We start from the raw sequence: 12,628 nt of genomic DNA, 5'->3' as shown, positions 1-12,628 counted from the left end.
GTGCGCAGACAGCGCCCGGACGACGCTGCCGTCTGGACGCAGGGAGCATCCCAAGGTCGGGGCTCGGCCCACCAAGAGGAGCCCCGCGGCCGGGTCGTGACCGGCTCAGGCGTCCCCCCAGACCTCCTGGGCGGTCTCGACGACGAGCGCGAGCTTGGCGATCTGCTCGTCCCGGGTCAGGGCGTTGCCCTCCACGGTCGAGGAGAACCCGCACTGCGGGGAGAGCGCCAGCTGCTCGAGCGGCACGTACCGCGCGGCCTCGTCGATGCGCCGCTTGAGATCGTCCTTGCGCTCCAGCTCCGGGCGCTTGGTGGTGACCAGCCCCAGGACGACGCGCTTGCCCGGCGGCACGAAGCGCAGCGGCTCGAACCCGCCGGAGCGGGCGTCGTCGTACTCGAGGAAGAAGCCGTCGACCTCCAGCCCGCCGAACAGCGCCTCGGCGACGAAGTCGTAGCCGCCCTCGGCCACCCACGAGGAGCGGAAGTTGCCGCGGCACATGTGCGTGGTGACCGTCAGCCCCTCCGGCCGGCCGGCCAGCGCGGCGTTGATCTGCCGGATGTAGCGCTCGTGCTGGTGCTCGGCGTCGCGGCCCTGCGCGGCCAGCTCGGCGCGCTGCGCGGGGTCGTTGAGGTAGGCCAGGCTGGTGTCGTCCAGCTGCAGGTAGGTGCAGCCCTGCGCGGCGATGCCCCGCACCTGCCGGGCGTAGGCCGCCGACAGCGCGTCCCAGAAGGCGTCCTCGTCGGGGTAGACGGCCGGGTCGATCGCCGCGGCGCCGCCGCGGTAGTGGACCATCGACGGCGAGGGGATCGTGAGCTTGGCCGTCTGCCGCTCGGAGACCTGCCCCTGCAAGTACGCGAAGTCGGCGCCGAAGATCGGCTCGTCGATCGACAGCGGCCCGTCGACGTGCAGCCCGGCCGGCGTGAAGTCGATGGTGCCGTTGGCGTTCCTGAAGTGGACGACGATGTCCTCGCCGGTGACCTTGCTGATGCCGTCGATGGCGTAGATGAAGTCCATGTGCCACGAGGCGCGGCGGAACTCGCCGTCGGTGGCGGTGCGCAGGCCGACGTCCCCCTGCAGCCGGACGACGTCGGCGATCGCCGCGTCCTCGACGCCGCGCAGCTCGGCGTCGTCGATCTCCCCGGCGGCGAAGCGGGCCCGGGCCTCGAGCAGGTCCTGCGGTCGCAGGAGGCTGCCGACGTGGTCGGCGCGGAACGGCGGTCCGGAGGTGTCGGTCATGCTCCCGAGCTTGGTCGAGGCCCGGCTCTCACGCAGGTCCACGGGCGGTCGGTCACCGTCCCGTTGGTCGACCTACCCCTGGTCCCGTCGAACCGGGACGCTGGAGGCCCGCCGGATCATCTCGGGTGCCAGCCGGACCACACCGATGTCCTGCCCGTCCAGGCGGGCGCAGAGCGCAGCGACGGCCTGCTCCCCCATCTCCCGCAGCGGGCTGCGCACGGTGCTCAGTGGCACGGGGAGTTCGCGCGCGATCGGCACGTCGTTGTAGCCGACCACCGCCACGTCCTCCCCCACGCGCATGCCGTAGTCGCGCAGCGCGCCCATGACGCCGATGGCGGCGAAGTCGTTGACCGCGAAGACGGCCGTCGGTGGCGTGCGCACGGCGAGCAGGCGCTCGGCGGCGGCGCGACCGCCCGCGACGTCGAAGCGGCTGTGCAGGACCCGCGAGGCCGGCACCCGCACCCCGCTCTCGCGGCACACATCGAGGAACCCGCGGGTCCGGTCCTGGCCGGTGCTGGCGTAGGGCTCGCCCGCCACGACCGCCACCCGCCGGTGCCCGAGGGCGAGCAGGTGCTGTGCGGCGAGGCGTCCCCCCAGCTCGTCATCGCAGGTCACCGAGGGGTGGGCTCCGTGTCGACGGCTGGTCAGGACGAACGGGACGTCGCGGGCGGCCAGCTCGTCGACGAAAGTGCTGTCCAGGCGCGCGTCGCCCAGGATCAACCCGTCGACCCTGCGGTCCAGCAGCAGGTCGACCCGCCTGCGCTGCTCCTCCAGGTCGTCCCGGGTGTTGGCCACGAACGTGTCGTAGCCGCGTTCCTTGGCCGTCTCCTCGATGGCGTCGTAGATGGTGGCGAGCACGAGGTCGGTCAGCGCCGGGACCAGCACCCCGAAGGTGTCGGTGCGCTGTGTCCTCAGGCTCGCGGCGTACGGGTCGGGCCGGTAGCCCAGCTCGTCGGCGATGCGCCGGACCCGCTCAGCGGTGTCCGACAGCCGTCCCCGCGACTCGGTACCCCGGTCCCGGCGGCGCAGCACGCGTGACGCGGTGGAGACGTGGACGCCAGCCCGCACCGCCACGTCGCGCAGGGTCACCCGCTCGCCGCCTTCGGGGTGCGTGAGGTCCACGACCACTTTCCTACACGACCCCCTTGACTCGCTGCAATCGTTCTCCTACCTTTCCTGCAATCGATTGCACGGTGAGCGCAGTCACCTACCCCACCCGGAGGAACGACCTCATGCCGCTGGTGCGCGTCCTGACCACGGGCGGGACCATCGCGTCCCGCCGCGCCGCCGACGGGCGAGTGGTCGCCGCCGACAGCGCTGACGAGGTGCTGCGGGCGGTCGTCCCCGTCGAGGGTGTGTCGATCGCCGCGGAGGAGGTCTTCCGGGTCGGCAGCTACCGGTTGACCCTCCCCGACGTGCGGGAACTCGCCAACCGGGTCCGGTGGGCGAGCAAGGAGGCCGACGGCGTCGTCGTCACCCACGGGACCGACACCATGGAGGAGACGGCCTACTTCCTGGATCTGGTCCACGACGGGTCGGTGCCGGTCGTCGTCACGGGAGCGCAGCGCAACGCCGAGTCGGCCGACGCCGACGGACCCCACAACCTGCGCGACGCCGTCCGCCTCGCCAGCGAGCCGGCCGCCCGGGACATTGGCGTCGTCGTCGCCATGGCCGGGCGCGTGCTGTCCGCCCGACAGGTCACCAAGGTCAACACACTGGCGCTCGACGCCTTCGCCGCGCCGGACGGCGGCCAACTCGGTCGCATCGACCCGGAGACCGTGCGGCTCCTCGCCACGCCGCGCCGCCGACCCGCCTTCGACCTGGACACAATCGACGGAGCGCTGCCCCGCGTCGACGTCGTCCCGCTGCACCTCGGGGCCGACGGGACGTTCGTCCGCGCCGCGCGCCAGGCCGGTGCCCGCGGCCTCGTCCTGGACGCCTTCGGCGCCGGCAACGTCACCCCGGACGTGCTGCGGGCGACCGAGCAGGTCCTGGCCGCAGGGCTGCTCGTCCTCGTGACGTCCCGGTGCCACGCCGGGCCGGTCAGCCCCGTCTACGGCGCCGGCGGAGGTGCCGACCTCGCGGCGGCGGGCGCCGTCCTCGCCGGCGACCTGCGCGCCGCCAAGGCACGGGTCCTGCTCACCCTCGCGCTGGCCGCCGGCGGCGACGCCGGCCGCGCCACGGAGCTGCTGCACCCCCACGTGCGCCCCTGATCGGCAGCACCCCCCACACCCCCACACGAGAGGACAGGACATGCCCAAGGAGATCTTCGTGGCGTTCGGCGTGGACGTCGACGCCGTGGCCGGCTGGCTCGGCTCGTACGGCGGGGAGGACTCCCCCGACGACATCTCGCGCGGGATCTTCGCCGGCGAGGTCGGCACCCCCCGGCTGCTGGAGCTCTTCCGCCGCAACGACCTGCGGACGACGTGGTTCATCCCCGGCCACTCGATGGAGACCTTCCCCGACCAGACCCGCATGGTCATCGACGGCGGTCACGAGCTCGGGATCCACGGCTACTCGCACGAGAACCCGATCGCGATGACCCGCCAGCAGGAGGAGACCGTCCTGCTGCGCACCATCGACCTGGCCGAGAAGTTCAGCGGCAGGCGCCCGACCGGGTACGTGGCGCCGTGGTGGGAGTTCTCCCCCGTGACGAACGAGCTGCTGCTCGAGAACGGCATCAAGTACGACCACTCGCTGATGCACCGGGACTTCGAGCCCTACTACGTCCGCGTCGGCGACAGCTGGACCAAGATCGACTACTCGCAGCCGGCCGACACCTGGATGCAGCCGCTGGTGCGGGGCCGGGAGACCGAGCTGGTGGAGATCCCGGCGAACTGGTACCTCGACGACCTGCCGCCGATGATGTTCGTCAAGGCCAGCCCGAACAGCCACGGGTTCGTCAACCCCCGCCACCTCGAGGAGATGTGGCGCGACCAGTTCGACTGGGTCTACCGCGAGCACGACTACGCCGTCTTCACGATGACGATCCACCCGGACGTCTCGGGGCGGCCGCAGGTCCTCCTGATGCTCGAGCGGCTCATCGAGCACATCAACGGCCACGAGGGCGTCCGCTGGGCGACCTTCGACGAGATCGCCGACGACTTCATCCGCCGTTCGCCGCGCAACGGCTGAACCGGCTCCCCCGCAGCTCTCGACGAGGAGAACTCCATGACCACTGCGTCCGACCCCCGGGCGGGTGCCGGCCGGCGCCCGAGGAACCACCTGCTGGAGGAGGCGATCCTCCCGGTCCGGCTGCGCCACCGCACCATCGGCGCCCTGGGCTTCGTCTGGATCTGGATCGGGATGGCGGTCATCATCGCCACCTTCCAGCTGGGCGCCAACGGCGTCGCGGGCCTGCCGCTCCCGGTGGTGCTGCTGACCATCTTCCTCGCCAATGCGGCCCTGGCGGTGGTCATGACCCTGACCGCCGACATCGGGACCGAGCACGGCCTGTCGTTCGCCGTCTACCTGCGCGCGCCGTTCGGCACCGTGGGCACGCACCTGCCGGCCGTGTCCCGCGGCATCGTCGCGGCGATCTGGTTCGGCATCCAGACCTACCTGGGTGCGCTGGCCATCAACGGGATCGTCGAGTACTTCACCGGCTTCAGCGCCTGGTTCCTCTGGTACGTCGTCTTCGCCGTGGTGCAGGTCATCAACACCGCCATGGGGATCAAGGCCGTCGAGCGGCTCGCCGCCGTGGCCGCCCCCGCGATCATCGCGGTGTCGGTGTGGATGTACTTCAACCTCGAGGACCTCGCCCGCACCAACGGGCAGAACATCTGGACCTTCGCCGGTGACACCCCCATCTCCGCGTTCACGCTCTTCGTGGCCAACATGGCGTTCTGGTCCGCCCTGGCGGTCGACATCCCGAACCTGACCCGGTTCGTGAAGACCGAGAGCGGGGCGCGCAGCTTCGCCCGCCGCAACCGCAACGTCTTCATCGCCCAGTTCATCGCCCTGCCGGTGACCCAGACCTTCGTCGCGCTCATCGGCGCGGTGTCGTTCATCGCGGCCGGTGACTGGAACCCGGTCACGGTCATCCAGGGCACGAGCTCCGGCGTCACCCTCGTGGTGCTGCTGGCGCTGGTGATCCTGGCCCAGTGGTCGACGAACAACGCGGCCAACCTGATCCCGGCGGCGCTGACCTTCGTCAACGCCGGGGCGCCCCGCCTGCCGTACAAGTGGGGCGTCGCGCTCGCCGCCGTCGTGGGCACCCTGGCCTTCCCCTGGCTGATCCTGGACAACCTGTTCACGTTCCTCGGCTACTACGGGGCCCTGCTCTCGGCGGTCGGCGGCATCATGATCGCCGACTACTACGTGGTGCGGCGTCGGCGGCTGAACGTCCCGGCGCTGTACGACGCGAACGGACAGTTCCGGTTCAGCGGCGGCGTCAACCCGGCGGGGCTCATCGCCTGGGTGGTGGCCGGCGGCCTGGCGCTGTGGCAGCTGCAGTACGCCTACCTGGTCGGCCTCCCGGTCGGCTTCCTGGTCTACCTGCTGCTGATGAGGTTCTGGATCGTCCCGCGCCACCCGCAGGCCGAGGTCACGTCCGGCTTCTCCGACGAGTTCCTCGGCACCAGCGCCGGTCAGGAGTGGGCCTACGACGAGGCCACGGGGCTGCGCCGGGTCCCGGCCGGCTCGGAGATCGCGGTGACCCGCGAGGATCTCTGAGCGCACGACCCCGCCGGCCCGGCCTGCGAGCAGAGCAGGCCGGGCCGGCGGCTCCCCCCACGCGACCGAGGACGAGGTACCCGATGTGCGGACTGTGCGGGGACCTGTCCCCGCAGGACCACTGGAGCGACCGGGACCCGGGGGCGGGCACGGCACGCCACCGCCACGAGCGGCTGCAGGCGGTGCGGACGCTGCTCGAGGGCACCGGCCTGACCGTGAGCGAGTGGCGCGGCCGCGGCTACCAGCTGGCCAACGGCCGGGGGCGCACGGTGCTGGTCCGCGACCTGGGGACGCTCTGGGCCGAGGCCGAGCGGATGCGCGGCCGGCCGGTCGACCCGCTCGAGGCCGGGAGCACGCCGTGAGCGTGCCGGGCGTGCGTCCGCTGACGATCGTCTCCGGCGCCCTCGGCAGCGGCAAGACCACGCTGCTGCGTGACCTGCTCTCGCGCCCGGACCTGCGCTCGACCGCGGTCCTGGTCAACGAGCTGGGCGAGATGGGGCTCGACCACCACCAGCTGCGCCAGGTCGACGAGCGGACCGTGGTGCTGCCCGGTGGCTGCGTCTGCTGCGCCACCCGGTCGGACGTCGAGTCCGCACTGCACGAGCTCCTCGCGACGGAGGACGCCGACCACGTCGATCCGGTCCGCCGGGTCGTGCTGGAGACGACCGGCCTGGCCGACCCCGCCCCGGTGGTCGCGACCCTGCAGGCCTCCCCGACGCTGCGGCACCACTTCGCCGTCGACCGGGTGGTCGTCACCGTCGACGCCCAGGCCGTCGCGCGGGGCGCCGACCAGGGTCCGGAGTGGCTGCAGCAGGTCGTGTGCGCCGACCTGCTGGTGCTGACGAAGACGGACCTGGTGCCCAGTGCGGCCGCCGAGGACGTCGCCGCGCACCTGCGTCGGCTCAACCCCGCGGCCCCGGTCGTGTCCCCCGCTGAGGTGGACCTCGCCACCACCCCTGTCGCCTCGGCCGCAGCGGCCGCCGCCGCCGTCGCCCCGCTCCCGGCGGAGCGTCACCTCGCCGGCGTCGCCTCCACGTCGGTCACCCTCGACGGTCCGGTCGACTGGGCCGGCTTCGCCGTGTGGGTCTCGGCGCTGCTGCACGCCCACGGCGACCGCATCCTGCGGATGAAGGCGCTCCTCGACACCGGCGGCGACGGGCCGGTCGTGCTCGACGCCGTCCAGCACGTCGTCCACCCGCCGCGGCACCTGCCGCGCTGGGACGGACCGCGGACGTCGTCCCTCGTGCTGATCACCCGCGACCTGCCGCCCGCGCAGGTCGTGGCGGCGCTGCGGGACTTCCTCGCTCGGCGGCGACCCGCTGCCACCCCCGCGGGCGGGGTCACCCCGCCCCCGACGCCGCGCGGCTGAGTCGGTATCGGCCGCCCTCCCAGGGAATCTGCAGCGACCACTACAGGTTCTCAGAGGTGTCGGACACGACGACGACACCTCGAGAGGAGGACGCAGCATGAGCCTTCCCGCCCGTTCCGCGTCGCGCTCCGCCGTGCGGTGGGACCCCCTCCGCGAGCTGGACGAGCTCTACGAGCGGGTGAACACGCTGTGGCAGTCCGGACTGAGCGGCGCCCTGGAGCAGTGGTCACCCCTGGCCGACGTCGAGGAGACCGACGACGCCTACACCGTCGAGCTCGACCTGCCCGGCGTGGCGCGCGAGGACGTCGACATCCAGCTCGACGACCGCCGGCTGACGGTCTCCGGCGACGTCGAGGAGAAGGAGCGCAAGGGCATCCTGCACCGGCGCACCCGCCGGGTCGGCCGCTTCCACTTCTCGGTGACCCTGCCGGGCGACGTCGACGCCGGCAACGTCAGCGCCCAGCTGCACGACGGCGTGCTGACGGTGCACGTGCCGAAGTCCGCGCAGGCCAAGCCGCGGCGGATCCCATCACCAGCTGACCCGCCCCGCGTGCGCGCCGGTCGACCCGCTCGGGCCACCGACGCGCGACGGTCAGGTGCCGGTGATGTGCTCCGGGCGGATCGGCACCCGGCGCAGCGGCTTCGCGCAGGCGGCGCGCACCGCGGCGGCGACCGCCGGGCCCGACGAGATGGTCGGCGGCTCCCCTACCCCGCGGACGCCGTAGGGCGCGTGCGGGTCGGCGTACTCGAGCACCTCCACCCGCATCGGCGGCATGTCCAGGATCGTCGGCAGCAGGTAGTCGGTGAACGACGGGTTGCGCACGTGGCCGTCGGTCACCACCACCTCCTCCATGAGCGCCAGTCCCATGCCCTGCGCCGACCCGCCGTGGATCTGGCCGACGACGGCATCGGGGTTGATCGCCCTCCCGACGTCCTGGGCGGTGTCGAGGGCGACCACCTTGACCAGGCCGAGCTCGGTGTCGACGTCGACCACCGCGCGGTGCGCCGAGAACGCGAACTGCACGTGCGCGTCGCCCTGGCCGGTCTCCGGGTCGACGGCGTGGGTGGGCCGGTGCCGCCACTCGACGGTCTCCTCCACCGCGTCGTCCCCGAGCACCTCGCCCAGCCCGGCGAGCACCTCGCCCGAGGGACCCACGACCTTGTCGCCGTCCAGGGCCAGGCCGGCGACCGGCCGGCCGAGCGCGACGGCGGCCCGCTGCAGCACCGCCGTCCGCACCGCCTCGCAGGCGGCCTTGACCGCGCCGCCGGTGACGTAGGTCTGCCGGGACGCCGACGTCGACCCGGCCGAGCCGACCGCGGTGTCGGCCGGGACGACGACCACCCGCTCCACGCCGAGCTCGGTGCGGGCGATCTGCTGCTGCACGGTGACCAGCCCCTGGCCGACCTCGGCGGCCGCGGTGTGCACGGTGGCCACCGCCTCACCGGCGACCACCTGCAGGCGCACCCGCGCGGTCGAGTAGTCGTCGAAGCCCTCGGAGAACCCGATGTTCTTGTAGGTGACCGCGTAGCCGACGCCGCGGTGCACGCCCTCGCCGTGGGTGGTGTTGCCCACCGCCCCGGGCAGGTCGAGCAGGTCGGGCCGCTCGGGCAGCGCGGACGGCAACGGCAGGTCGGCCACCCGCTGCAGCAGCTCGGCGACGGGCGCGGCGGAGTCGATGACCTGGCCGGTGACGGTGCGGTCGCCCTCGACGAAGCCGTTGCGCTGCCGGATCTCCACCGGTGAGACGCCGACGGCGGCGGCGAGCTCGTCCATCAGCGCCTCGTGCGCGAAGGCGGCCTGAACGCAGCCGAAGCCGCGCATCGCCCCGCACGGCGGGTTGTGGGTGAACACCCCGTAGGCGTCGACCGCCACCGACGGGATGCGGTACGGGCCCAGGCCGAGCAGCCCGGCGTTGCCCACCACCGCCGCCGTCGACGAGGCGTAGGCGCCGCCGTCCAGCAGGGTGCGGGCCTTCGCGTAGACGAGGGTGCCGTCGCGCTCGGCGCCGAACTCGTAGGTCATCGTCGCCGGGTGCCGGTGCACGTGCCCGTAGAAGGACTCCTCCCGGCCGTAGCTCATCTTCACCGGCCTGCCCGTGCGCAGCGCCAGCAGGCAGGCGTGCACGTGCACCGAGAGGTCCTCGCGGCCACCGAACGCGCCCCCGACGCCGGCCAGCGTCAGCCGCACCTTCTCGGGCGGCATGCCGAGGGCCAGGCAGATCTGCCGCTGGTCGACGTGCAGCCACTGGGTGGCGACGTAGAGGTCGACGCCGCCGTCCTCGGCCGGGACGGCGAGCCCGGACTCCGGGCCGAGGAACGCCTGGTCCTGCATGCCGACCTCGAAGTCGATGCTCACCACGACCGGCGCGGTGGGCTCGGGGTCGCCGCGGCGCAGCCGCAGGTGGCGGACCAGGTTGCCGCCGGGGTGCACCTGCGGCGCGTCGTCGTCCAGCGCGCGGCGGGGGTCGGTGAGGGCCGGCAGCACCTCGTAATGGACACGGATGCGCGCCGCCGCCCGGCGCGCGGTCTCCGGGTGGTCGGCGGCGACCAGCGCCACCGGCTCGCCCTCGTAGCGGACGAACTCCGCGGCCAGCACCGGCTGGTCGGCGTGCTCGAGGCCGTAGGCGTTCTCGCCGGGGACGTCGTCGGCGGTGAGGACGGCGCTGACGCCGGGCACCGTGAGCGCCTCGGTGACGTCGATCCGCCGGATGCGGGCGTGCGGGTGCGGGCTGCGCAGCGTCACCCCCCAGACCATGTCGTCGTGCCACAGGTCGCTGGCGTAGGCGAACTCGCCGGTGACCTTGAGCGTGCCGTCGGGGCGCTGCGCGCTGTCGCCGATCCGGCCGGTCGTGCGGACACCGGTCTGCGTGGTCGTCATCGGGTCGCCTGCCGCCGGGCGGCCAGCCGGACCGCGTCGAGGATCTTCTCGTAGCCGGTGCAGCGGCACAGGTTGCCGGCCAGCGCCTCGCGGATCTCCGGGTCCGACGGCTCGGGCACCCGCGCCAGCAGGTCGGCTGCTGCGACGACGAGCCCCGGGGTGCAGAAGCCGCACTGGACGGCGCCGGCCTCGACGAAGGCCTCCTGCACCGGGTGCAGCGCCTCCCCCTCGGCCAGCCCCTCCACGGTGGTGACCTCGCGGCCGATCGCCTGCCCGGCGGCGACCAGGCAGGCGCACACCGGCTCGCCGTCCAGGTAGACGGTGCAGGAACCGCACTCGCCCTGCTCGCAGGCGTTCTTCGCGCCGGGCAGGCCCAGCCGCTCGCGCAGCAGGTACAGCAGGCTCTCCCCCGGCCAGACGTCGTCCGCGGTGCGCTCGGTGCCGTTCACGGTGGTGGTGACGCGCATCAGGCGGCCCTCCTCAGGTCGTCCCAGGCCCACGTCGCGGCGCGGCGGGCCAGCACCGCGAGCGAGTGCCGCCGGTAGGCCGCCGTCCCCCGGACGTCGTCGATCGGCGAGGCCGCCGCGGCCACCCGCTCGCCGAAGGCCCGCGCCAGGCTCTCCGGCAGGGCCGCGCGCCCGGCCCAGTCCAGCTCCCCGGCAAGGAACTCCTCGGCCTCGGGCGCCCGCCGCGGGGTGGGTGCGGCCGACCCGATGCCGGTGCCCACGGCCTGCCGGTCGGGGTGCAGCGCGAGGGCGAACGCCGACACCGAGATGACCATGGCGTTGCGGGTGCCGACCTTGCAGAACTGCTGCGGCCCTCGCGCGGTGCGCACGTGGACGGCGGCGATCAGCTCGTCGGGCTCGAGGGCGTTGCGCTTGACGCCGGTGAAGAACTCCGCGACGGGGATCCGCCGGGTGCCGCGGGCGGCGGAGGCCACCTCGACCTCGGCGCCGGCCGCGAGCAGCGGCGGGTGCGCGTCACCGGCCGGGGACGCCGACCCGAGGTTGCCGCCCACCGTGCCGCGCACCCGGATCTGCGGGGAGCCCACGGTGCGCGCGGCCATCGCCAGGCCGGGCAGCCGGTCCGCCAGCTCGGTGATCACCCGGGCGTACGGGACGCCGGCGCCCAGCCGGACCGCGCCGTCCTCGACCGACCACGCGCGCAGCTCGTCGACGCGGCTCAGGTCCAGCAGGGCCCCGGGACGGCGACGGTCGAAGTTGAGCTCGACCATCACGTCGGTGCCGCCGGCGATCGGCAGCGCGTCGGGCCGCTCGGCCCGCGATGCGAGCGCCTCGTCCCACGACGACGGCTGCAGGAAGTCCATCGCCCCTCCTCGTCCCCCGCACGGTGTGCCGAGCACTGTGCACGAGGTCTGTTGCGAAGAGGGAACAGCGCGTCGCGGGCGCTGGCAAGGCGCCCGCGCGAGTCAGGCGGCGCCGACCTCCACGGTCTCCACCATCTCGTCGAGGACGGCGACCGCGCGCTCGTGGTCCCCGCCGGGCAGCTCGACGGCGTCGGCGACCAGGGTGCGACCGCCCAGGTCGAGCGCCCAGGTGGTGATGCGGGTGCCCTCCAGGTAGAGGCCGAGGGTCGTCACCTGCTCGGTGCGCACCGCCGGCCGGCCGCCTGCCTCGAGCTCGGTCCGCGCCACCTCGTCCGGCATCGGTACGGCGACCTCGGCCAAGGGGGCGTCGACGACCTGCAGGGTGACCGGCGCGGTTCGGACGTCGGAGGCCTCGGGGACGACGATCTCGCCGCCGGGCCCGAACCAGCTGCAGGCCGGCAGCACGCCGTCGGCGTTGGTCGACCAGTCGGCCGGGAAGGCGACCCGGTAGCCGGCGGGGCTGGTGCAGGAGTCCCCGCCGCCCTGCGGCTGGGACGCGGCGACGGCCTGCGCGGCAGGCGAGACGCCGACCGCCTGGGGCGCCGGGCCGGTGGCCGGGGACGCGCAGGCGGCGAGGGCGATCAATGGGGCGGCGGCAGCGGCGGCGCGGAGGTGGCGCACTGTCTCGGCGTCCTCCCTGTCGGGGTCGGCGGGCTCCCTCCTCCTGCCCAGCGGACCGAGAGTCCGAACACGCCGAACGGCATCGATGCCGGATCGCGACGCGCCCGCCCATCTGCATCGAGCGCGCGCCGGACCCAGCAGCGGGTGCGGACCCCGCGGGCGCGGTGCACTCCGGTCACGAGCAGGTGTGGGCCGACGACAGCACCACGTGGACGAGGGCACGCAGCACCAGTGCCGGTACGCCCGCGCCCGCTCCGTGGAACTGCGGCAACACGCTGAGGGAGGAGACCAGCACCTCGGGGCCGGTGGTGCTGGACGAGGGGCCCTGACGCCCGGTCGGGCGCTGAGCCACGGGGGACCGTCCGGCTCCGGTCCTCCCCGACCACCGGCTCCTGCTGCGCACGAGGTCGCCGACGGGTCGGGGCCGGGGCGGCTGTGTAGTTTGCTGGACGGTGCCATGGCC

General features: G+C 73.8%; 12 protein-coding genes and 1 pseudogene. 6 read left to right on the top strand and 7 right to left on the bottom strand.

Annotated elements, in window-relative coordinates; genetic code table 11:
• Window positions 1–105 precede the first annotated feature (105 nt).
• Entirely contained in the window at window positions 106–1,236 is a 1,131-nt protein-coding gene (locus CNO22_RS03965) for a 5-methyltetrahydropteroyltriglutamate--homocysteine S-methyltransferase (protein WP_100498074.1), read from the bottom strand.
• A 72-nt stretch (window positions 1,237–1,308) separates the two neighbouring features.
• On the bottom strand, window positions 1,309–2,358 hold the full coding sequence (locus tag CNO22_RS03960; RefSeq protein ID WP_100498073.1) for a LacI family DNA-binding transcriptional regulator: 1,050 nt from the start codon (window positions 2,356–2,358) through the stop codon (window positions 1,309–1,311).
• A 71-nt stretch (window positions 2,359–2,429) separates the two neighbouring features.
• Between CNO22_RS03960 and CNO22_RS03955 the strand changes: the two genes are divergently transcribed.
• The 6 genes and pseudogenes from CNO22_RS03955 to CNO22_RS03930 all read left to right on the top strand — a co-directional run.
• Window positions 2,430–3,449, top strand: a complete 1,020-nt coding sequence (locus CNO22_RS03955; RefSeq protein WP_232806770.1) for an asparaginase — start codon at window positions 2,430–2,432, stop codon at window positions 3,447–3,449.
• Window positions 3,450–3,489: 40 nt separating this feature from the next.
• The gene (locus CNO22_RS03950) at window positions 3,490–4,371 is read left to right on the top strand and encodes a polysaccharide deacetylase family protein (protein WP_100498049.1); all 882 of its coding nucleotides are present in this window, start codon (window positions 3,490–3,492) and stop codon (window positions 4,369–4,371) included.
• 36 nt (window positions 4,372–4,407) lie between these two features.
• A complete protein-coding gene (locus CNO22_RS03945; RefSeq protein WP_100498048.1) occupies window positions 4,408–5,910 on the top strand; it encodes an NCS1 family transporter in 1,503 nt (500 codons plus the stop codon).
• Window positions 5,911–5,993: 83 nt separating this feature from the next.
• Window positions 5,994–6,272, top strand: coding sequence for a P-II family nitrogen regulator (locus tag CNO22_RS03940; RefSeq protein ID WP_100498047.1), 279 nt, complete (start codon window positions 5,994–5,996; stop codon window positions 6,270–6,272).
• Entirely contained in the window at window positions 6,269–7,279 is a 1,011-nt protein-coding gene (locus tag CNO22_RS03935) for a CobW family GTP-binding protein (protein ID WP_198588084.1), read from the top strand. Before CNO22_RS03940 ends, CNO22_RS03935 begins: the two co-directional genes overlap by 4 nt.
• Before the next feature lie 97 nt (window positions 7,280–7,376).
• Window positions 7,377–7,745: pseudogene (locus CNO22_RS03930) on the top strand (Hsp20/alpha crystallin family protein); the annotation flags it as partial.
• A 126-nt stretch (window positions 7,746–7,871) separates the two neighbouring features.
• Here the strand turns inward: CNO22_RS03930 and pucD are convergent.
• From pucD to CNO22_RS27445, 5 genes are all read right to left on the bottom strand, one after another.
• The gene (gene pucD / locus CNO22_RS03925) at window positions 7,872–10,157 is read right to left on the bottom strand and encodes a xanthine dehydrogenase subunit D (RefSeq protein WP_100498046.1); all 2,286 of its coding nucleotides are present in this window, start codon (window positions 10,155–10,157) and stop codon (window positions 7,872–7,874) included.
• Window positions 10,154–10,624, bottom strand: coding sequence for a (2Fe-2S)-binding protein (locus CNO22_RS03920; RefSeq protein WP_100498045.1), 471 nt, complete (start codon window positions 10,622–10,624; stop codon window positions 10,154–10,156). The genes pucD and CNO22_RS03920 overlap by 4 nt, the downstream gene beginning before the upstream one ends.
• Window positions 10,624–11,484 carry an FAD binding domain-containing protein gene (locus tag CNO22_RS03915; protein WP_100498044.1) on the bottom strand — a complete coding sequence of 287 codons (861 nt, stop codon included), beginning with the start codon at window positions 11,482–11,484 and terminating at the stop codon, window positions 10,624–10,626. The genes CNO22_RS03920 and CNO22_RS03915 overlap by 1 nt, the downstream gene beginning before the upstream one ends.
• 102 nt (window positions 11,485–11,586) lie before the next feature.
• Window positions 11,587–12,165: a hypothetical protein gene (locus tag CNO22_RS03910; RefSeq protein ID WP_100498043.1), complete on the bottom strand. Its 579-nt coding sequence runs from the start codon at window positions 12,163–12,165 to the stop codon at window positions 11,587–11,589.
• Between the two features lie 175 nt (window positions 12,166–12,340).
• Window positions 12,341–12,517, bottom strand: coding sequence for a hypothetical protein (locus CNO22_RS27445; protein WP_157936787.1), 177 nt, complete (start codon window positions 12,515–12,517; stop codon window positions 12,341–12,343).
• Window positions 12,518–12,628: the final 111 nt, after the last annotated feature.

It is taken from the genome of Geodermatophilus chilensis (genome assembly GCF_002802985.1).
Taxonomy (GTDB): Bacteria; Actinomycetota; Actinomycetes; order Mycobacteriales; family Geodermatophilaceae; genus Geodermatophilus; species Geodermatophilus chilensis.
Note: the sequence above shows the minus strand (reverse complement) of the source record. Positions and strands in the feature narration are given on the sequence as shown.

Bases quoted from the DNA above. Each gene is read 5' to 3' on its own strand.
- CNO22_RS03965 (WP_100498074.1), bottom strand. From the start codon at position 1,236: ATGACCGACACCTCCGGACCGCCGTTCCGCGCCGACCACGTCGGCAGC.
- CNO22_RS03950 (WP_100498049.1), top strand. From the start codon at position 3,490: ATGCCCAAGGAGATCTTCGTGGCGTTCGGCGTGGACGTCGACGCCGTG.
- CNO22_RS03945 (WP_100498048.1), top strand. From the start codon at position 4,408: ATGACCACTGCGTCCGACCCCCGGGCGGGTGCCGGCCGGCGCCCGAGG.
- CNO22_RS03940 (WP_100498047.1), top strand. From the start codon at position 5,994: ATGTGCGGACTGTGCGGGGACCTGTCCCCGCAGGACCACTGGAGCGAC.
- pucD (WP_100498046.1), bottom strand. From the start codon at position 10,157: ATGACGACCACGCAGACCGGTGTCCGCACGACCGGCCGGATCGGCGAC.
- CNO22_RS03920 (WP_100498045.1), bottom strand. From the start codon at position 10,624: ATGCGCGTCACCACCACCGTGAACGGCACCGAGCGCACCGCGGACGAC.
- CNO22_RS03915 (WP_100498044.1), bottom strand. From the start codon at position 11,484: ATGGACTTCCTGCAGCCGTCGTCGTGGGACGAGGCGCTCGCATCGCGG.